This window comes from Citrobacter sp. ABFQG (assembly GCF_004322975.1).
GTDB classification, from domain to species: Bacteria; Pseudomonadota; Gammaproteobacteria; order Enterobacterales; family Enterobacteriaceae; genus Citrobacter; species Citrobacter freundii.
The window spans coordinates 4724102-4743442 of the sequence record NZ_CP036435.1; the positions used below are offsets into that span (position 1 = coordinate 4724102).

Consider the following 19341-nt stretch of genomic DNA (forward strand, 5'->3'; position numbering starts at 1 on the left):
GAATTGAGATGTTTACGTCATGAACATGGGTCTTTTTTACGGTTCCAGCACCTGCTACACCGAAATGGCAGCAGAAAAAATCCGCGATATCCTGGGTCCCGAACTGGTGACACTGCACAACCTCAAAGACGATTCCCCGACCCTAATGGAGCAGTATGACGTGCTCATTTTGGGCATCCCAACCTGGGATTTCGGTGAAATTCAGGAGGACTGGGAAGCGGTCTGGGAGCAACTGGACGACCTCAACCTGGAAGGAAAGATTGTCGCGCTTTACGGTATGGGCGATCAGTTGGGATACGGTGAATGGTTCCTGGATGCGCTGGGTATGTTGCACGATAAACTGATCACCAAAGGTGTAAAGTTTGTCGGCTACTGGCCCACCGAAGGCTACGAATTCACCAGCGATAAACCCGTCATTGCCGATGGGCAGCTGTTTGTTGGTTTGGCGCTGGATGAAACGAACCAGTACGATCTCAGCGATGAACGCATTCAGGCCTGGTGCGAGCAAATTCTTGGCGAAATGGCCGAGCACTGGTCCTGAATTTCTGCCGACTGACGGCTAAGGTCGCAACCTTACCGTCAGTACTACTTCTGCTTCGCCTTTTGCAGCATCAACCGCCGTAAATCCCGCCACTCAGCATCATCCATACTGTCTGCCGCCAGCCACAAATGTTGACGTTTTCCGGCATCAGAGCGCAAACGCAGCATCATGCCTGTTTTAACCATCCAGGGGGCGCTAACGATAGACCACTCTTGCCCTTGCCAGCGCAGACGACCATCCATCAACAGCCGAATCTCACCCTGACAGGCGTTGATTCGACGCTGACTGCGAACGCTATCGAATACCACCAGAGAGAGCAAAACCAGCCATAATGGGGTGTAGCTCAATGGCCAGGGCATCAATAAAATAAACACCGCGACCAGCCCATGAATTAGCAGTGAAAGCCACTGCGCGCGCCATGATACGCGTAAATCAGATTGCCACTGGACCACGTTCCCGATTCCGTGTCTGGATAAGTCGCACCATCTGCTCCAGCTCAGCATCAGCTGGTTTCCCATGATTCATCAACCAGTTAAATAAATCTGGATCATCACATTCTAGCAGACGGATAAAGATACGTTTTTCTTCGTCACTTAAGCTGTCATATTCATGTTCGAAAAACGGCATGATCGAGATGTCCAGCTCGCGCATACCGCGGCGGCATGCCCAATGAATACGTGCTTTGTTGTTAATATCCATGTTCTTCTCCCTGTCTCGCGAAAACGAAGTATCCCGCTATTGTAACGTGTTTTTCCCGCTCTTTTACGGGAATATCAGTAAACTGAAGCTCGCTCGCTAAATAAAACCTTATTAAGCCAAAGGATTCACCATTTTTTGATGTTTCCTCGCAAAGCGCAATATATGGCACAAATAGCCTGTTTAAACCGCTTGCAATGGGCCATAGCTCTTTTACCATTAGTCATTATCACTGCGTTAAGCAAATCAGGACATTATTATGGCTTTTACATCTTTTCCTCCTCGCCAGCCTTTCGCGTCAACGCGTTTGCCTCTGACGCTAATGACGCTCGATGACTGGGCGCTCGCCACCATCACCGGTGTCGACAGTGAGAAGTATATTCAGGGTCAGGTCACGGCGGATGTCAGCCAGATGACCGAGCATCAGCACCTGTTAGCTGCACATTGTGACGCCAAAGGTAAAATGTGGAGCAACCTGCGTCTGTTCCGACAGGGTGACGGTTTTGCATGGCTTGAGCGCCGTAGCCTGCGTGATGCGCAGCTCACCGAGCTGAAAAAATACGCGGTCTTCTCGAAGGTGGCGATTGCCCCGGATGACGAGCGTGTCCTGCTGGGCGTAGCGGGATTCCAGGCACGTGCAGCGCTGGCCAATCTCTTTAGCGAATTACCGAACAGTGATAAGCAGGTCATTACCGAAGGTGCCTCCACGGTATTGTGGTTCGAACACCCTGCTGAACGTTTTCTGCTGATCGTTGATGCCACCACAGCAGAAACCTTGGTTGAAAAGCTGCGTGGCGAAGCAGAGTTAAATAACAGCCAGCAGTGGCTGGCGCTGGATATCGAAGCGGGTATCCCCGTTATTGATACAGCCAACAGTGCACAGTTTATTCCACAGGCTACCAATCTGCAGGCTCTGGGCGGGATCAGCTTTAAAAAAGGCTGCTACACCGGTCAGGAAATGGTTGCTCGTGCAAAATTCCGCGGAGCCAATAAACGCGCCATGTGGACTTTGGCGGGTGCCGCCGGTCGAGTACCGGAAGCTGGCGAAGACCTTGAATTAAAAATGGGCGAGAACTGGCGTCGTACCGGTACCGTACTTGCCGCAGTAAAACTGGCCGATGGTCAGGTACTGGTGCAGGTTGTGATGAATAACGACATGGAGGCCGACAGCGTGTTCCGCGTTCGTGACGACGCAAAAACGCTGCAAATCGTACCGCTGCCGTATTCGCTGGAAGAGTAAATGAATAATGCCTGATTGCGATGCGTCTATCAGGCATGCTGGCTTTTGTTTTGTAGGCCGGATAAGGCACTAGCCTCCATCCGGCGTCAATGATTACGCCTGACCAACGTAGAGATAGATCGCCAGGAAGTGGCAAACGCTGCCGCCCAGCACAAAGCCGTGCCAGATCGCATGGTTGTAAGGAATGCGCTTACAGACGTAGAAAATAACGCCCAGGGAATACACCACACCGCCAACAGCCAGCAACGTCACGCCTCCCGCTGCCAACTTAACCGCCAGTTGATACACCACAATCAGCGATAGCCAGCCCATTGTCAGGTAGGTTACCAGCGACAGAACCTTAAATCGGTGCGCAATGGTCAGTTTGAATAAAATACCGATCAGCGCCAGGCTCCAGATAACAATCATCAGTCCACGTGCCAGCGGCGAATCAAGCCCCACCAGCAGGAATGGCGTGTAGGTCCCGGCAATCAGCAGATAAATCGCACAGTGGTCAAATTTTTTCAGCCAGATTTTCGCTCTCTGATGGGGGATCGCGTGATACAAAGTTGAGGCGAGGAACAGCAGGATCATGCTGCCGCCGTACAGGCTATAGCTGGTAATGGCCATAGCGCTGGCGTTGGTATCTACTGCCTGGACCAGTAATAACACCAGTCCGACAATCCCAAACACCAGCCCGATACCGTGACTGATGCTATTGGCTATTTCCTCTGCCAACGAATATCCCTGCGCGATTAATGGCTTCTGAACCATAAGTTACTCCCCAGAAACGAACACTTTCGTTATTGCGCCTCTAGCGTAACTGAGAATGGTTCCAGTGAACACCTGTTAGCTAAAATAAATATCACATTAATATTAATCCTTTAAAATCATTGTATTGTAAGTAGTTTTTCAACTAACAGATGTTTCTTTAAATCAAAGGCATTTAAAATCAATCACATAAAATTGCGTCTGATTCGGGTAAATCTCGGCAATCACATGTTTAAGTTCTTCAAGCGTCATGTTTTCCTGCTGGGCATGTTTATCCGTTAGCGTAGCCAGCGTGACGGTTGAGGTGCCAACAACCTCAATCGTGCAGAAGTAACCGTCATCTTCGAAGCGCCCAACCCGTAAAATGTCCCCGGCTTTGAAGTGTGATTCGGACTCGTCACGAATGGTGATGGTCTTGCGTCCGGCCAGAATGTCATCCTGGAAACGCTGAAAAAAAGTGATGTCATTTGGCTGCATGTTATTATTCCCTGTAGATGAAGTCTGATGAGTGAGTTTTGCCATTGTGAGTATGTTCTCCCACGCTGCCATCGCCAGTCTCAACAATCTTGAGATGTTGGTCTACAACTATGTCATCAAAAACCGTGACAAAGTCATGTACATGACCATTCGCGAACTGGCCGATGCCGTGGGTGTTTCCACTACCACCGTACTGCGCTTTTGCCGCAAGCTTAAATGTGAGGGTTACTCAGAATTTCGCGTGCGCTTCAAATTATATTTAGAGCAGAATGAACCGCAACAGGCTAATTTCGGTGCCAGCGAAATTATCAGTTTCTTTAAAGGCGTCAATAACGACGAATTCGATAAACTGCTCGATCAGGCTGTTGATATTATATTATCGTCCGAACGTATTATATTCGTCGGAGCAGGAACGTCTGGAGCGCTGGCAAAATATGGCGCACGTTTTTTCTCAAACGTCGGTAAATTCAGTAATCACATTGACGATCCTTATTTCCCGGTCACTAACGACATGGCCAGAAACGCGCTGGCGATCGTGCTTTCCGTATCTGGTGAAACAGAAGAGATCCTGCGCTTTGCCAGCCAGTTCAGTCTGCACAACTGTAAGGTTCTGTCGGTCACCAGCCATGAACACTCTCGCCTGGCGAAACTCGCCGACTTTAACCTCTCCTGGCATGTTCCACAAACACGTATTGCCGGGGTATACGATATAACCACGCAGATCCCCGTTATTTATATTCTGGAATCACTCGGTCGCAAGCTGGCGAAAAGAATAGCGTAAAAAAACAATCTGTTTTTTTGATGTAACAAATCACATTTACGCTATTTTGTTATATCGTGACATTTATCTTTCCTTTGTTAGACTCAAAATCAGATTGTATTAATTTGAGACTGAGCGCAGATGAAAAAACTTACCTTACCAAAAGATTTTTTATGGGGCGGCGCGGTTGCGGCGCACCAGGTTGAAGGCGGCTGGAACAAAGGTGGCAAAGGCCCCAGCATTTGCGACGTACTGACCGGAGGGGCACACGGCGTTCCGCGAGAAATCACTCAGGAAGTTGAGTCCGGTAAGTACTACCCCAACCACGAAGCTGTCGATTTTTACAGTCATTACAAAGAAGACATCAAGCTGTTTGCCGAGATGGGATTCAAATGCTTCCGTACCTCAATCGCCTGGACCCGTATCTTCCCCAAAGGGGACGAAACCCAACCGAATGAAGAAGGGCTAAAGTTCTACGACGACATGTTCGATGAACTGCTGAAGTACAACATTGAACCAGTCATCACCCTTTCCCACTTTGAAATGCCGCTGCACTTGGTTCAACAGTACGGTAGCTGGACCAATCGTAAAGTCGTCGATTTCTTTGTCCGTTTTGCTGAAGTCGTTTTTGAGCGCTATAAGCACAAGGTCAAATACTGGATGACCTTCAATGAGATCAACAACCAGCGTAACTGGCGCGCGCCGCTGTTTGGCTATTGCTGCTCCGGCGTGGTGTATACCGAGCATGAAAACCCTGAAGAGACTATGTACCAGGTGCTGCATCACCAGTTCGTGGCCAGCGCGCTGGCGGTAAAGGCGGCACGTCGCATCAACCCGGAAATGAAAGTCGGCTGCATGCTGGCGATGGTGCCACTGTATCCGTTCTCCTGTAAGCCTGAGGATGTAATGTTCGCGCAGGAATCGATGCGTGAGCGCTACGTTTTCACTGACGTTCAGCTGCGCGGCTACTATCCATCATATGTACTGAACGAGTGGGAACGCCGCGAATTCAACATCCAAATAGAAGCCGGCGATGAGCAAATCCTGCGTGAAGGCACCTGTGACTATCTCGGATTCAGTTACTACATGACCAACGCGGTAAAAGCGGAAGGCGGCAGCGGCGATGCCATTTCTGGTTTTGAGGGCAGCGTACCGAACCCGCACGTAAAAGCCTCCGACTGGGGCTGGCAGATTGACCCCGTCGGTCTACGCTATGCCTTATGTGAGCTGTATGAACGCTACCAGAAGCCGCTGTTTATCGTTGAAAACGGGTTTGGCGCTTATGACAAAGTAGAAGAAGACGGCAGCATCAACGACGACTATCGCATCGACTATCTGCGCGCCCACATCGAAGAAATGATGAAAGCGGTGACCTATGATGGCGTAGACCTGATGGGCTACACGCCATGGGGTTGCATCGACTGCGTGTCGTTTACCACCGGTCAGTACAGCAAACGTTACGGCTTTATCTACGTGAACAAACATGACGACGGCACCGGCGATATGTCGCGTTCACGAAAGAAGAGTTTTGAGTGGTATAAAGCGGTGATTGCCAGCAACGGCGAGAATCTGTAATTTTTTGCCGGATGGCGGCGTAAACGCCTTATCCAGCCTACAGGTTATACTCCCGTAGGCTGGATAAACGCAGCGCTATCCGGCAATTAAATCCCTACTTCCCGCCTGCCAGTTCCAGAAAACTGCCCGTTACGTAAGATGCCTTCTCGCTCAACAGCCAGGTAATTGCCTGCGCGACTTCTTCCGGCTGCCCGCCACGCTGCATAGGCAACAGTGATTTCACGCGATCGACTCTTCCCGGCTCGCCGCCTGATGCGTGCATTTCAGTGTAGATAAGACCTGGTCGCACGCAGTTTACGCGGATCCCTTGCGCCGCAACCTCCAGCGCCAGGCCGGTGGTGAGCGTGTCCACAGCGCCTTTCGAGGCCGCGTAATCAACATATTCGAATGGCGCACCAAGCCGCGATGCCGCCGAAGAGACATTTACAATCGATCCACCCTGACCGCCGTGCTTGAACGACATGCGCTTTACCGCTTCCCGACAGCACAGAAAATAGCCGGTAACGTTGGTTGCCAGTACGCGATTAATTCGTTCGGCGGTTAAGTTTTCGACCGTGCTTTGCTCAAACAAGATCCCGGCATTATTCACCAGGGCAGTCAGTTGCTCGCCTTCACGGTCAATAGACTCAAACATTGCCACCACCTGGCTTTCATCACTGATATCCGCACGCAAAGCAAATGCTTTACCGCCTGCAGCGACGATGTTGTTCACCACCTCGGTTGCCGCACGAATATTGTGATGAAAATTCACGGCGACCGTGTAACCCTCTTGCGCCAGTTGCAGCGCGGTTGCTCGACCAATGCCACGACTGCCGCCCGTCACCAATGCTATAGCCATAACGTTTCTCCCAAAAAATAAAGGCGCCGAAGCGCCTTTAAAAGATAGTTGAATCAGCAGATTACTGATATTCGCTCATCGGTACGCAGGAGCAGAACAGGTTACGGTCACCGTAAACGTCATCAAGGCGTTTCACGGTTGGCCAGTATTTGTTCGCCACACCCGCCGGGAAGACGGCGATTTCGCGGCTGTAACCGTGATTCCACTCCGCGACCAGCTCGTTTTGCGTGTGCGGTGAGTTAACCAGCGGGTTATCTTCCAGTGACCATTCACCGGCTTTCACGCGATCGATCTCAGCGCGGATTGCCAGCATCGCATTGATAAAGCGATCCAGTTCCACTTTGCTTTCAGATTCAGTCGGTTCAACCATCAGGGTACCCGCGACCGGGAATGACATAGTCGGCGCATGGAAACCGTAATCGATTAGGCGCTTGGCAATATCCAGTTCGCTGATGCCGGTCTCTTCTTTCAGTGGGCGAATGTCGAGAATACATTCATGCGCCACGCGACCATCGCGACCGGTATACAATACCGGATAAGCATCTTTCAGACGGCTGGCAATGTAGTTAGCGTTAAGAATCGCCACCTGGCTTGCCTGCTTCAGACCTTCTGCGCCCATCATACGGATGTACATCCAGCTGATTGGCAGAATGGATGCGCTACCGAACGGCGCCGCAGAAACTGCGCCCTGACGGGTCAGCATCCCTTCAATCTGCACTACGCTGTGGCCCGGTACAAACGGCGCCAGATGTGATTTCACGCCGATCGGTCCCATACCTGGGCCGCCGCCGCCGTGCGGAATGCAGAATGTTTTATGCAGGTTGAGGTGCGAGACATCTGCGCCAATAAAGCCCGGCGTGGTGATCCCAACCTGAGCGTTCATGTTCGCGCCATCAAGGTAAACCTGGCCGCCGAACTGGTGCACAACGTCGCACACTTCACGGATCGTTTCTTCATAAACGCCGTGGGTGGATGGATAAGTCACCATGATGCAAGAAAGGTTGTCGGCATGTTGTTCTGCTTTTGCTCGCAGATCGTCCAGGTCGATGTTGCCGTTCTTATCACAGGCGACAACCACTACCTGCATACCCGCCATCTGTGCAGACGCCGGGTTGGTACCGTGGGCAGAAGCCGGGATCAAGCAGATATCGCGATGACCTTCGTTACGGCTTTCGTGATAATGACGAATCGCCAGCAGACCCGCATACTCGCCCTGCGCGCCGGAGTTCGGCTGCATGCAGACGGCATCATAACCGGTCAGTTTTACCAGCCACTCGGAAAGCTGGCCGATCATCTGGTGATAACCTTCAGCCTGCTCTGGCGGGCAGAACGGATGCAGCTCAGCGAATTCAGGCCAGGTGATAGGGATCATCTCGGCAGCGGCGTTGAGCTTCATAGTGCAGGAACCCAGCGGGATCATTGCCTGATTCAGCGCCAGATCTTTACGCTCCAGTGAGTGCATGTAGCGCATCATCTCGGTTTCGCTGTGATAGCGGTTGAACACCGGATGGCTGAGGATCACATCGTCACGCAGCATGCTTTCCTGAATAGAACGGCTGTCGAGCGCCACGTCTTTATCCAGCGTATCGATGTTCAGAGCGTGACTGTCGTCCAGCAGTACATTGAACAACTGCACCACGTTTTCACGGGTGGTGGTTTCATCGAGCGTAATACCTACCGCGTTATGGATATCGCTACGCAGGTTGATTTCTGCCGCTTCGGCACGCGCCAGCACTGCGGCCTTATCGGCTACTTCAACGCACAGAGTGTCGAAGTAATGCGCATGACGCAGCTTCAATCCTTTCTGTTGCAGACCGGCTGCCAGGATATCAGTCAGGCGGTGGATGCGATTAGCAATGCGTTTCAGGCCAACCGGACCATGATAAACGGCATACAGGCTGGCGATGTTGGCCAGCAGGACCTGCGAGGTACAAATGTTGGAGTTCGCTTTCTCGCGGCGGATATGCTGCTCACGAGTCTGCATCGCCATGCGCAGTGCGGTATTGCCCACCGCATCTTTGGAGACGCCGATAATACGGCCTGGCATGGAGCGTTTGAATTCGTCTTTCGCGGCGAAGAATGCCGCGTGTGGGCCACCGTAACCCATCGGTACGCCGAAGCGTTGTGCAGAACCGAAAACGATATCCGCACCCTGTTTGCCCGGAGCAGTCAGCAGTACCAGCGCCATAAAGTCGGCAGCGACACTGACCACAACTTTACGGGATTTCAGCTCGGTAATCAGTTTGCTGTAGTCATGCACTTCACCGGTGGTGCCAACCTGCTGCAACAGCACGCCAAACACATCCTGGTGATCCAGTGCTTTCGCCGCGTCATCAACAATGACGTCAAAACCAAAGGTTTGTGCACGAGTACGCACAACATCCAGCGTTTGCGGATGAACATCAGCGGCCACAAAGAAGCGGTTGGCGTTTTTCAGTTTGCTGACGCGTTTTGCCATCGCCATCGCTTCAGCCGCCGCGGTGGCTTCATCCAGCAGAGAGGCGGAGGCCATGTCCAGACCGGTCAGATCCAGCGTCACCTGCTGGAAGTTGAGCAGCGCTTCCAGGCGCCCCTGAGAAACTTCTGGCTGATACGGCGTATACGCAGTGTACCAGCCCGGGTTTTCCAGCATGTTGCGCAGGATAACCGGTGGCAACTGCACGGCGGTGTAGCCCATGCCAATGTAGGACGTGAAGCGCTTGTTACGCCCAGCGATGGCTTTTAATTCAGCCAGCGCAGCGTATTCGGTCGCCGCCTCGCCGACCTGCGGCGGGGTTGCGAGCTGAATGTCTTTCGGCACAATCTGGCCGATCAGCGCGTTTAACGACTCGGCGCCAACCGCATTCAGCATCTCTTGCTGCTGCGCGGCGTCCGGTCCGATGTGGCGTTCAATGAAAGCGCCGCTGTTTTCAAGCTGGCTTAACGTCTGTGTCATGGGCGATGGTTCCTGAAACGTGCAGTGAATCGTGATTGTCTCTGTCTACGAGCCCGGCAGCGCTAGCGCTTACCGGGTCTACGCATGCTTTGTAGGCCGGATAAGCGCAGCGCCATCCGGCAAAAGCGTATTTACTCGTCTTCTAACAATGCTTCATATGCGGCCGCATCCAGCAGCGATTCAATTTCGCTTTCATCGCTGGCTTTGATTTTGAAAATCCAGCCGCCCGCATACGGCTCGCTGTTGACCAGTTCCGGGGAGTCGCTAAGCGCGTCGTTAACCGCCACAATCTCACCACCTACTGGCGCATAGATATCGGATGCCGCTTTTACGGACTCCGCAACGGCACAATCATCGCCCGCGCTGACGGTTGCGCCAACTTCTGGCAGGTCAACGAAAACCATGTCACCTAACAGCTCCTGAGCGTGTTCGGTGATACCAACGGTGTAAGAGCCGTCAGCTTCTTTGCGCAGCCATTCGTGTTCTTTGCTGTATTTCAGTTCTGCAGGTACGTTGCTCATCAATCAATCTCCAAAAAAGGATGAATTACGCGACGGCTTTGCCGTTACGCACAAAAACAGGTTTAGTCACTTTTACCGGCATTTCACGGTTACGGATCTGCACGATCGCAGTTTCGCCGATACCCGCAGGGACACGCGCCAACGCGATGCTGTAACCAAGAGTTGGGGAGAATGTCCCGCTGGTGATAATGCCTTCCTGCTGGTTGCCGGAAGCATCGGTGAAGCGCACCGGCAGTTCATTACGCAGCACGCCTTTCTCGGTCATCACAAGCCCGACCAGCTGTTCGTGGCCTTTTTCACGCTGCATTTCCAACGCTTCACGACCGATAAAGTCGCGGTCAGCCGGTTCCCATGCGATGGTCCAGCCCATGTTGGCCGCCAGCGGAGAAATGCCTTCGTCCATCTCCTGACCGTACAGGTTCATGCCCGCTTCCAGACGCAGCGTGTCACGTGCGCCGAGACCGCAGGGTTTGACACCAGCCTGTACCAGCGCACGCCAGAAATCTGCCGCTTTTTCATTCGGCATGGCAATTTCATAGCCTGCTTCGCCGGTATAACCGGTGGTTGCGATAAACAAGTCGCCCGCCTGAACGCCGAAGAACGGCTTCATGCCTGCTACCGCCTGACGCTGCTCGTCAGTAAACAACGTAGCTGCTTTTTCCTGTGCGTTTGGACCCTGTACCGCAATCAGCGACAGGTCGTCACGAACGGTGATGTCGATAGCGTATGGTTCAGCGTGTTGGGTAATCCAGGAGAGGTCTTTTTCGCGGGTGGCGGAGTTTACAACGAGGCGGAAGAAATCTTCAGTGAAGTAGTAGACAATCAGGTCATCTATCACGCCGCCCGAAGCGTTAAGCATACCGGAGTAGAGGGCTTTACCCGTCTTCGTTAGCTTTGCGACGTCGTTTGCCAGCAGATAACGCAAGAACTCCCGGGTGCGGCTACCGCGCAGGTCGACGATGGTCATATGCGACACATCAAACATTCCGGCATCGGTGCGAACAGCATGGTGTTCATCGAGCTGAGAACCGTAATGCAGTGGCATCATCCAGCCATGGAAATCGACCATGCGCGCGCCACATAGCGTGTGTTGTTCGTACAAAGGAGTCTGTTGAGCCATCTTTTCCTCGTTGAATAAGCGGGGCTATCAACTCTTTCGCGGTGAAATTATCGCCACGAAACCCAGCACCGCAGCCGCTCCAGGGGCTACGACGCAAACGTTCTCTTTGTCCTGAACTTACCACCGAAACAGACGCTAAACCATAAGTCAAAATTAACCATCACATTAGCTTATGGCGAAAAACAGCCAGATCGCCAACAGAATAAAACTCCATGTATGTAGTAAAAAATCAGAATAACAAACAAATATAAGCGCAAACTTACAGCACCAACCCACATTAAATGTGGAAAAAATGTCAAAAATGGCGTTATGAAAAAAACGTGATATTAAAAAAACTAATGCGAAAAAAGACGTGGAATTAGATTATTTCAAATGAGAGAAGCACCCCGGCGCGCAGGCCGGGAGAGGAAAGTGTGACGGGTCTCAAACTCTTAAGATTGTCCTTACGGACACTAACGTAACCACTCGGGAAGATCGTTCAGTCCCATCGCCTGACGGATGAGTTGTGGTTTTACGCCCGGGAGGGTATCGGCCAGTTTCAGCCCAATATCGCGTAGCAGTTTTTTCGCCGGATTCTCGCCTGCAAACAGTTCACGGAATCCCTGCATCCCTGCCAGCATCAGCGCTGCGCTGTGCTTACGGCTGCGCTCGTAGCGGCGTAAATAGAGATACTGCCCAATATCTTTACCCTGACGTTGTAGCCGCTTAAGTTCATCGATCAGCTCCGCCGCATCCATAAAGCCAAGGTTAACCCCCTGCCCCGCCAGCGGGTGGATGGTATGCGCCGCATCCCCCACCAGCGCCAGACGATGGGCGGCGAACTGACGGGCATAACGTCCCGTCAGCGGAAACGCCTGACGTTCGCTTTCAAGGCTGCACAGCCCCAGACGATTATCAAAAGCGATATTCAGCGCCTGATTAAACTCGTCAACGCTTGCCTGCTGCATACGTTCTGCTTCCTGCGGCGAGAGCGACCAGACGATAGAACACAGGTGTGGATCGCTGAGCGGCAGGAATGCCAGGATCCCCTCGCCGTGAAACGCCTGACGCGCAACCGCACCGTGCGCTTCCTGCGTACGGATAGTCGCCACCAGCGCATGATGACGATAATCCCAGAAGGTGAGCGGAATATCCGCTTTGTTGCGCAGCCAGGAGTTAGCACCATCAGCACCGACGACCAGGCGGGCCGTCAGCATTGCGCCATCTTTCAGGGTCAGAAATGCTTCGTTCTCACCCCAGGCCACCTGCTGTAATTCAGCAGGTGCCATCAGCGTAATATCCGCTGAACGCTGCGCCTTTTGCCACAGCGCATAATGAATCTCTGAGTTTTCGACAATGTGCCCCAAATGGCTGTAGCCCATGCTCTGGTCATCAAACGCAATACGTCCAAAGCTGTCTTTGTCCCAGACTTCCATGCCGTGGTAGCAGCAAGCGCGACGGGCAACAATGTCGGACCAGACGCCAAGACGGGTAAGCAGTTTTTCGCTGGCGGCATTAATGGCCGAAACACGAAGCTGAGGAGGTGCATCCGCCGCCAACGGCTGCGGAACATGTTGTTCTAATACAGCAACGCGCAACCCGCTGCCCTGTAAGCCGCAGGCAACCGCCAGTCCTACCATGCCGCCACCAACAATTGCTACATCAACACTTTGCACTGTTTGCTCCTGAAAATAGGACAATCAAAAACCGTAGGCCGGATAAGGCAAAGCCGCCATCCGGCATCAATTCCGCGACATTGCCTGATGGCGCTGCGCTTATCAGGCCTACTTCTTTAATTCGGCCTACAGATTATATTTAGCGCGCAACCCAGCCCAGGGTCCGCTCCGCCAGCGCATCGCGCGCAGGGGGGAATAATTCCATCGCCATCAGCCCGGCATTACGCCCAACAACCAGCGGGGCCCAGTGATTGGCAAACAAATACACTAAATTATTGGTCACACCAATCGTCGTATCACGATCGCTTTCGCGGCGCTGCTGATAGCGTGCCAGCACCGCATAATCACCCACATCTTCCGCGCCGTTTTCCGCCTGCGTCAACGTCTCAGCCAGGCTCATTACGTCACGCAGGCCCAGGTTGAAACCTTGCCCGGCAATGGGATGCAGCGTCTGGGCGGCGTTCCCTACCAGCACGGTACGATGGGTAATCGCCTTCAGCGCTGTAGTTAACGAAAGCGGATAGGCGTTGCGTTTACCGGCCTGGGTAATACGTCCCAGTCGCCAGCCAAAAGCGGTTTGTAGTTCACGGCAAAACTGTTCGTCAGACCAGGCCATAATCTCATCACGCTGCTCCAGCGGATGGCACCACACCAACGAGCAGCGACCGTCAGACATCGGAAGCATTGCCAGCGGACCATATTGCGTGAAGCGTTCAAACGCTCGCCCGTCGTGCGGTACAGAGGTCGTAACGTTGGCAATTACCGCCAGTTGCTCATAAGGCTGTTGCAGCCAGTCAACACCGCAGGCGGTAGCCAGTGCGGAGCGCGTACCGTCGGCGGCCACCAGCAGGCGACCATCAATCATTTCGCCATTTTCCAGCGTAACTTCTACGCGCTCCTGCGTGCGCGACACGCTGGCTACGCGATCGGGGCAATGCAATGTGACGCCCGGTGCTTTGCGCAGCAGCGCAAACAGACGCAGCCCGACGTCGTGCAGTTCTACCACCTGGCCCAGAGCCGGAATACGGTATTCCTGCGCATCCAGCGTCACAAATCCGGCATGACCGCGATCGCTGACGTGAACCGTTTTAATGGCCGTTGCGCAATCGGCAATCGCCTGCCATACGCCAATTCGCGCCAGTTGTTGGCAGGTTCCTGCCGCCAGAGCGATCGCCCTGGCATCAAACCCGGGATGGCGGTCAGTTTCAGGTTCGCTCGCTTCTATCAGATGAACCGGCAGAGTCCCATGGCTGAGCTGAGAAATGGCCAACGCCAGCGTCGCGCCAACCATACCACCACCAACGATAATCACGCTCATTGCAGTCGCGCCGCAGCCATTAATGCTTCAATGTCATCCGCTTTCTTCACTACGCTGGCGGTCAGGTTTTCATTGCCGTCCTCGGTGATGAGGATGTCATCCTCAATACGAATGCCGATACCACGATAAGCCGGCGGTACATCGGCGTCCGGCGCGATATACAGTCCCGGCTCGACGGTGAGCACCATTCCCGGCTCAAGAATACGTGAGCGGTCCTGACCATAAACGCCGACGTCGTGCACATCCAGCCCAAGCCAGTGGCTTAGACCATGCATAAAGAATGGGCGATGTGCATTTTCGGTAATCAACTGATCGACATCACCGTGCAAAATACCGAGTTTCACCAGACCCGTAATCATGATGCGCACCACTTCGCCAGTGACTTCCTGAATGGACGTTCCGGGACGATACAGACGCAGGCTGGTCTCTAAGGATTCCAGCACGATATCGTAGATTTCACGCTGTGCTGGGGTAAATTTACCATTTACCGGAAAGGTACGCGTAATGTCGCCCGCATAGCCTTTGTATTCACAGCCAGCGTCGATCAGCACCAAATCGCCATCGCGCATTTCACTTTCATTTTCGGTGTAATGCAGGATACAGCCGTTTTCACCGCTGCCGACAATCGTGTTATAGGACGGATAACGCGCACCATGGCGGGTAAATTCGTGGTGAATCTCCCCTTCTAACTGGTATTCAAACATTCCCGGACGGCATTTTTCCATCGCACGGGTATGCGCCAGCGCGGTGATTTCTCCGGCACGACGCATGACCGCAATCTCTTCCGGTGATTTGAACAGGCGCATCTCATGCACCATTGGACGCCAGTCGATAATCGCGGCAGGTGCGTGCAGATTTTGTCTGGAGCCTTTACGCAGTTTATCCAGCGCCGTGTGCACAATCTCGTCGGCCCAGGCATATTCGCCCTGCGCGTGGTACACCGCGTCCAGGCCATTGAGCAACAGGTGCAGCTGTTGGTTGATTTCACTGAAGGCCAGCGCCCTGTCAACGCCAAGTTTTGCCGGGGCAGCATCCTGGCCCAGACGGCGACCAAACCAGATCTCCGCCGTCAGATCGCGAACCCGATTGAACAAAACGCTATGGTTATGAGTGTCATCGCTTTTAATCAACACCAGCACGGCTTCAGGTTCGTTAAAACCGGTGAAGTACCAGAAATCACTGCTTTGGCGGTACGGATATTCACTGTCCGCGCTGCGCGTCGCTTCAGGCGCGGCAAAAATCAGCGCGGCGCTGCCGGGCTGCATTTGTGCCAGTAAAGCCTGGCGACGACGCTGGAATTCTTGCTGAGATATCTCGCTCATCACACTCTCCTTTGCGTTTCGTTCTTAGTGCAGAGTCGGTTTACGGACTTCCGGCGCAGTCGGCTGCTGACGCGTAAACGTGTCATGACACAGCAAAGCGGCTACGCGCACGTATTCGATGATCTCTTCGAGCGACATTTCCAGCTCTTCCTGATCTTCGTCTTCGTCATACCCTAACTGCGCGATATTGCGCAGGTCGTCAATCGCTTCCCCGGTTTCGCCGGTTACTTTGTCGAGCTTCGGCTGCGTGACGCCAAGACCCAGCAAAAAGTGGTTTACCCATCCCGCCAGCGCATCGGCGCGATCGAACACGCTGACGTCATCCCCTTCAGGCAGATAAAGCTGAAAAAGGAAGCCGTCGTCTTCGAGGGCATCGCTGGTGGCAGAGTGCATTTTCAGCAGCGCCTGAGCCAGCTCGTGACCAAAGGCCAGGCCTTCGTTCGTCAGGTCGTGCAACAGCGGCTGCCATGAGCTGTCGTTGTTTCCACCACAAATCATTCCGCTTATCAAGCCGTGCATTTCGGCCGGGGTTAATCCAGCCCCTTGTTGGTTCAAAAACTGGCTAACTTCGTTGTAACCAGGCATTTCGTTCTGTATAGACATAAGCATTCGTCATCAAAGGGAGGAATATTCATGGTATGCTACCACTTTGGACCCTGGTGGACCAGAAAAGGGCTTGTATCTTGATACCAGGGTAGCTATAGTGTCGCCCCTTCGCGGACCCACGGTCTGGAGACGAAGGCAGCGCAGTCAATCAGCAGGAAGGTGGCATGTCTGCACAACCCGTCGATATCCAAATATTTGGCCGTTCACTGCGAGTGAATTGCCCGCCTGAACAAAGGGATGCGTTGAATCAGGCTGCGGACGATCTCAATCAGCGATTGCAAGATCTGAAAGTTCGCACTAGAGTCACAAATACTGAGCAGTTGGTTTTCATCGCCGCGTTGAACATCAGCTATGAATTAACTCAGGAAAAAGCGAAGACGCGTGAGTACGCGGCGAGCATGGAACAACGTATTCGGATGCTACAACAGACCATCGAACAGGCGTTGCTTGATCAGGGTCGCATAACCGAAAAAACGGGCCAAAACTTTGAATAACACTTTTCGGTTTACTGTGGTAGAGTGACCGTGAAGACAAAATTTCTCTGAGATGTTTGCAAGCGGGCCAGTCCCCTGAGCCGATATTTCATACCACAAGAATGTGGCGCTCCACGGTTGGTGAGCATGCTCGGCCCGTCCGAGAAGCCTTAAAACTGTGACGACACATTCACCTTGAACCAAGGGTTCAAGGGTTACAGCCTGCGGCGGCATCTCGGAGATTCCCTTCTACCTGGCAACAGCCATGACATTACTTTCTGAACTCCCTTTATCCCGGCAAGAAATTCGTCAACTGATTCGGCAGCGTCGTCGTGCGCTTACCTCCGAACAGCAACGACAATACGGTCAGCAAGCCGCGACCCGAATGCTCAGCTTTCCCCCTGTTGTACTCGCTCATACGGTGGCAGTATTCCTCTCGTTCGATGGCGAACTCGATACCCAGCCGCTAATAGATCAGCTGTGGCGAGCGGGCAAGCGCGTTTATCTTCCGGTTCTTCATCCCTTCAGCACCGGTAATTTGCTGTTCCTGCACTATCATCCGCATAGCGACCTGGTAACCAATCGCTTAAAGATCCAGGAACCACGACTTGATGTACGTGACGTATTACCGCTGTCACAGCTGGATGTACTGATTACGCCGTTAGTGGCGTTTGATGAATATGGACAACGCCTGGGCATGGGCGGCGGATTTTATGACCGCACGCTACAAAACTGGCAGCAGCATAAGATCCAGCCCGTAGGCTACGCGCACGATTGTCAGCGAGTAGAAAAGCTGCCTGTTGAAGAATGGGATATCCCGCTGCCTGCGGTGGTGACGCCATCAAAAGTATGGGAATGGTAGCTTTTTTGTCGATTGACAGCGCCGTTTTTTTAAACTAACTTTCTCGGTGAAGGGTGAGGGAGGCGAACCTCCCTCCTGCGTACTCTCTGTTAATATGCTGGCGAAGCGATGATTAACAGGATCAGCAGCATGATGACGTATCTCATCATCGTCCCTTTCCTTTTTAAAGCCCCTGCTTCGGTTGGGGCTTTCCCGTTTCAGCACGATGCTGAGCCCCTATCGTAAATTCCTTTTATTGATGTACAACGCAGAGCGCAGCCTTTAATTACCAATTGCGGCAAGGGTCGAAAACGGAATGCATGCGTTACACAAAGAGATAGTAAGGCAGGAAAATCAGAGGAAAGATGGGCAGGTCAACCGCCTGCCCATGTAGAGGAAATCAGTACAGCAGACGAGCACGAATAGTACCCGGGAGGGCTTTCATCGCCAGCAACGCTTTCTCCGCCACATCTTCATCCGCTTCAATATCAATAACCACGTAACCTACCTGTGCGGAAGTCTGCAGATACTGTGCGGCAATGTTGACGCCCTGCTCGGCAAAAATCTGGTTCAGCGCGGTCAGTACGCCCGGACGGTTTTCGTGAATGTGCATCAGACGACGACCGCCGTGTAGCGGCAGCGAAACTTCCGGGAAGTTAACTGCAGACAGCGTAGAGCCGTTATCGGAATACTTGGTCAGTTTCCCAGCCACTTCCAGACCGATGTTTTCCTGCGCTTCCAGCGTTGAACCACCAATGTGCGGCGTCAGGATCACGTTGTCGAAATCACACAGCGGCGAAGTGAAAGGATCGCTGTTGGTTGCCGGCTCGGTTGGGAATACGTCGATTGCCGCCCCTGCCAGGTGCTTGGTCGCTAACGCGTCGCACAGCGCAGGAATATCAACAACCGTACCACGTGCGGCGTTAATCAGCAGCGCGCCTGGTTTCATCAACGCAATCTCACGCGCGCCCATCAGATTTTTGGTGGAGGCATTTTCCGGTACGTGCAAACTGACCACGTCGCTCATATTGAGCAGGTCGGAAAGATGCTGCACCTGCGTGGCGTTGCCGAGTGGGAGTTTATTTTCAATATCATAGAAATAGACATGCATCCCCAGCGATTCCGCCAGAATGCCTAACTGAGTACCAATGTGGCCGTAGCCGATGATCCCCAGTTTTTTGCCACGCGCTTCAAAGGAGCCGGTAGCCAGTTTGTTCCACACGCCGCGGTGTGCTTTGGCGTTCGCTTCAGGTACACCGCGTAGCAGGAGAAGCAGTTCGCCAATCACCAGTTCCGCAACGGAACGCGTGTTAGAGAATGGTGCGTTAAACACGGGGATCCCGCGCTTTGCCGCAGCGGTCAGATCAACCTGGTTGGTGCCGATACAGAAGCAGCCAATCGCGACCAGTTTCTCTGCGGCGTCAATCACATCTTCAGTCAGATGGGTACGGGATCGCAGGCCAATGAAGTGGGCATCACGGATGGACTCTTTCAGTTGTTCAGTGTCCAGAGCGCCTTTGTGAAACTCGATGTTGGTATAACCTGCCGCACGAAGGCTTTCGAGTGCTTTTTGATGCACGCCTTCTACCAGCAGAAATTTAATCTTATCTTTCTCCAGTGATACCTTTGCCATTTCCCCGACCCTGTCTTTTTTTGTTCAAACTGATGTGTTG

The 19341-nt window shown here is 53.0% G+C and carries 19 protein-coding genes and 1 other RNA gene; 7 read left to right on the forward strand and 13 right to left on the reverse strand.

The window, feature by feature from the left end; translation table 11 throughout:
* Window positions 1-19: 19 nt before the first annotated feature.
* Window positions 20-541, forward strand: a complete 522-nt coding sequence (gene fldB, locus WN16_RS23145) for a flavodoxin FldB (protein ID WP_003026933.1) — start codon at window positions 20-22, stop codon at window positions 539-541.
* Window positions 542-585: 44 nt separating this feature from the next.
* On the opposite strand, the gene WN16_RS23150 is transcribed toward fldB, so the two are convergent.
* Together WN16_RS23150 and sdhE are read right to left on the reverse strand one after the other, a co-directional pair.
* Complete coding sequence (locus WN16_RS23150) at window positions 586-993, reverse strand: protein YgfX (RefSeq protein ID WP_003026936.1); 408 nt, start codon at window positions 991-993, stop codon at window positions 586-588.
* Window positions 974-1240 (reverse strand): FAD assembly factor SdhE, encoded by a 267-nt coding sequence (gene sdhE, locus WN16_RS23155; RefSeq protein WP_003026938.1) that lies wholly within the window; start codon window positions 1238-1240, stop codon window positions 974-976. The genes WN16_RS23150 and sdhE overlap by 20 nt, the downstream gene beginning before the upstream one ends.
* Before the next feature lie 256 nt (window positions 1241-1496).
* Here sdhE and ygfZ point away from each other — a divergent pair, with 256 nt between their 5' ends.
* Complete coding sequence (gene ygfZ / locus WN16_RS23160; protein WP_003026944.1) at window positions 1497-2477, forward strand: tRNA-modifying protein YgfZ; 981 nt, start codon at window positions 1497-1499, stop codon at window positions 2475-2477.
* Between the two features lie 93 nt (window positions 2478-2570).
* On the opposite strand, the gene WN16_RS23165 is transcribed toward ygfZ, so the two are convergent.
* Both WN16_RS23165 and yqfB read right to left on the reverse strand, forming a co-directional pair.
* Entirely contained in the window at window positions 2571-3230 is a 660-nt protein-coding gene (locus WN16_RS23165) for a hemolysin III family protein (protein WP_003838267.1), read from the reverse strand.
* 162 nt (window positions 3231-3392) lie between these two features.
* Complete coding sequence (gene yqfB, locus WN16_RS23170; protein ID WP_044700802.1) at window positions 3393-3704, reverse strand: N(4)-acetylcytidine aminohydrolase; 312 nt, start codon at window positions 3702-3704, stop codon at window positions 3393-3395.
* A 52-nt stretch (window positions 3705-3756) separates the two neighbouring features.
* Here yqfB and WN16_RS23175 point away from each other — a divergent pair, with 52 nt between their 5' ends.
* Together WN16_RS23175 and bglA are read left to right on the forward strand one after the other, a co-directional pair.
* Window positions 3757-4485 (forward strand): MurR/RpiR family transcriptional regulator, encoded by a 729-nt coding sequence (locus WN16_RS23175; protein WP_003838265.1) that lies wholly within the window; start codon window positions 3757-3759, stop codon window positions 4483-4485.
* 120 nt (window positions 4486-4605) lie between these two features.
* The gene (gene bglA, locus WN16_RS23180) at window positions 4606-6039 is read left to right on the forward strand and encodes a 6-phospho-beta-glucosidase BglA (RefSeq protein ID WP_044700805.1); all 1434 of its coding nucleotides are present in this window, start codon (window positions 4606-4608) and stop codon (window positions 6037-6039) included.
* A gap of 94 nt (window positions 6040-6133) precedes the next feature.
* Here bglA and WN16_RS23185 read toward each other — a convergent pair whose 3' ends face one another.
* The 8 genes from WN16_RS23185 to WN16_RS23220 form a co-directional block, all read right to left on the reverse strand.
* Window positions 6134-6877 (reverse strand): SDR family oxidoreductase, encoded by a 744-nt coding sequence (locus tag WN16_RS23185; protein ID WP_032937431.1) that lies wholly within the window; start codon window positions 6875-6877, stop codon window positions 6134-6136.
* A gap of 61 nt (window positions 6878-6938) precedes the next feature.
* Window positions 6939-9812 (reverse strand): aminomethyl-transferring glycine dehydrogenase, encoded by a 2874-nt coding sequence (gcvP, locus tag WN16_RS23190; protein WP_044700806.1) that lies wholly within the window; start codon window positions 9810-9812, stop codon window positions 6939-6941.
* 131 nt (window positions 9813-9943) lie between these two features.
* Window positions 9944-10333 (reverse strand): glycine cleavage system protein GcvH, encoded by a 390-nt coding sequence (gcvH, locus tag WN16_RS23195; RefSeq protein ID WP_003838257.1) that lies wholly within the window; start codon window positions 10331-10333, stop codon window positions 9944-9946.
* Window positions 10334-10358: 25 nt separating this feature from the next.
* Window positions 10359-11453, reverse strand: a complete 1095-nt coding sequence (gene gcvT / locus WN16_RS23200; protein WP_003026967.1) for a glycine cleavage system aminomethyltransferase GcvT — start codon at window positions 11451-11453, stop codon at window positions 10359-10361.
* A 452-nt stretch (window positions 11454-11905) separates the two neighbouring features.
* Complete coding sequence (gene ubiI / locus WN16_RS23205) at window positions 11906-13108, reverse strand: FAD-dependent 2-octaprenylphenol hydroxylase (RefSeq protein WP_003838254.1); 1203 nt, start codon at window positions 13106-13108, stop codon at window positions 11906-11908.
* 139 nt (window positions 13109-13247) lie between these two features.
* Window positions 13248-14426, reverse strand: coding sequence for a 2-octaprenyl-6-methoxyphenyl hydroxylase (gene ubiH, locus WN16_RS23210; RefSeq protein ID WP_044700820.1), 1179 nt, complete (start codon window positions 14424-14426; stop codon window positions 13248-13250).
* Complete coding sequence (gene pepP / locus WN16_RS23215; RefSeq protein WP_003026976.1) at window positions 14423-15748, reverse strand: Xaa-Pro aminopeptidase; 1326 nt, start codon at window positions 15746-15748, stop codon at window positions 14423-14425. The genes ubiH and pepP overlap by 4 nt, the downstream gene beginning before the upstream one ends.
* 24 nt (window positions 15749-15772) lie before the next feature.
* Window positions 15773-16351: a YecA family protein gene (locus tag WN16_RS23220; RefSeq protein ID WP_003026978.1), complete on the reverse strand. Its 579-nt coding sequence runs from the start codon at window positions 16349-16351 to the stop codon at window positions 15773-15775.
* Between the two features lie 167 nt (window positions 16352-16518).
* Here WN16_RS23220 and zapA point away from each other — a divergent pair, with 167 nt between their 5' ends.
* From zapA to WN16_RS23235, 3 genes are all read left to right on the forward strand, one after another.
* A complete protein-coding gene (gene zapA, locus WN16_RS23225; protein ID WP_003026980.1) occupies window positions 16519-16848 on the forward strand; it encodes a cell division protein ZapA in 330 nt (109 codons plus the stop codon).
* Between the two features lie 41 nt (window positions 16849-16889).
* Window positions 16890-17073: non-coding RNA, 6S RNA (gene ssrS, locus WN16_RS23230), on the forward strand.
* 19 nt (window positions 17074-17092) lie between these two features.
* A complete protein-coding gene (locus tag WN16_RS23235) occupies window positions 17093-17689 on the forward strand; it encodes a 5-formyltetrahydrofolate cyclo-ligase (RefSeq protein ID WP_044700824.1) in 597 nt (198 codons plus the stop codon).
* 379 nt (window positions 17690-18068) lie between these two features.
* Here the strand turns inward: WN16_RS23235 and serA are convergent, their stop codons facing one another.
* The gene (gene serA, locus WN16_RS23240; RefSeq protein ID WP_003026984.1) at window positions 18069-19301 is read right to left on the reverse strand and encodes a phosphoglycerate dehydrogenase; all 1233 of its coding nucleotides are present in this window, start codon (window positions 19299-19301) and stop codon (window positions 18069-18071) included.
* Between the last annotated feature and the right edge of the window lie 40 nt (window positions 19302-19341).

Coding starts and splice junctions, on each gene's coding strand:
- fldB (WP_003026933.1), top strand. CDS start 20: ATGAACATGGGTCTTTTTTACGGTTCCAGCACCTGCTACACCGAAATG.
- sdhE (WP_003026938.1), bottom strand. CDS start 1,240: ATGGATATTAACAACAAAGCACGTATTCATTGGGCATGCCGCCGCGGT.
- ygfZ (WP_003026944.1), top strand. CDS start 1,497: ATGGCTTTTACATCTTTTCCTCCTCGCCAGCCTTTCGCGTCAACGCGT.
- WN16_RS23165 (WP_003838267.1), bottom strand. CDS start 3,230: ATGGTTCAGAAGCCATTAATCGCGCAGGGATATTCGTTGGCAGAGGAA.
- yqfB (WP_044700802.1), bottom strand. CDS start 3,704: ATGCAGCCAAATGACATCACTTTTTTTCAGCGTTTCCAGGATGACATT.
- WN16_RS23175 (WP_003838265.1), top strand. CDS start 3,757: ATGTTCTCCCACGCTGCCATCGCCAGTCTCAACAATCTTGAGATGTTG.
- bglA (WP_044700805.1), top strand. CDS start 4,606: ATGAAAAAACTTACCTTACCAAAAGATTTTTTATGGGGCGGCGCGGTT.
- WN16_RS23185 (WP_032937431.1), bottom strand. CDS start 6,877: ATGGCTATAGCATTGGTGACGGGCGGCAGTCGTGGCATTGGTCGAGCA.
- gcvP (WP_044700806.1), bottom strand. CDS start 9,812: ATGACACAGACGTTAAGCCAGCTTGAAAACAGCGGCGCTTTCATTGAA.
- gcvH (WP_003838257.1), bottom strand. CDS start 10,333: ATGAGCAACGTACCTGCAGAACTGAAATACAGCAAAGAACACGAATGG.
- gcvT (WP_003026967.1), bottom strand. CDS start 11,453: ATGGCTCAACAGACTCCTTTGTACGAACAACACACGCTATGTGGCGCG.
- ubiH (WP_044700820.1), bottom strand. CDS start 14,426: ATGAGCGTGATTATCGTTGGTGGTGGTATGGTTGGCGCGACGCTGGCG.
- pepP (WP_003026976.1), bottom strand. CDS start 15,748: ATGAGCGAGATATCTCAGCAAGAATTCCAGCGTCGTCGCCAGGCTTTA.
- WN16_RS23220 (WP_003026978.1), bottom strand. CDS start 16,351: ATGTCTATACAGAACGAAATGCCTGGTTACAACGAAGTTAGCCAGTTT.
- zapA (WP_003026980.1), top strand. CDS start 16,519: ATGTCTGCACAACCCGTCGATATCCAAATATTTGGCCGTTCACTGCGA.
- WN16_RS23235 (WP_044700824.1), top strand. CDS start 17,093: ATGACATTACTTTCTGAACTCCCTTTATCCCGGCAAGAAATTCGTCAA.
- serA (WP_003026984.1), bottom strand. CDS start 19,301: ATGGCAAAGGTATCACTGGAGAAAGATAAGATTAAATTTCTGCTGGTA.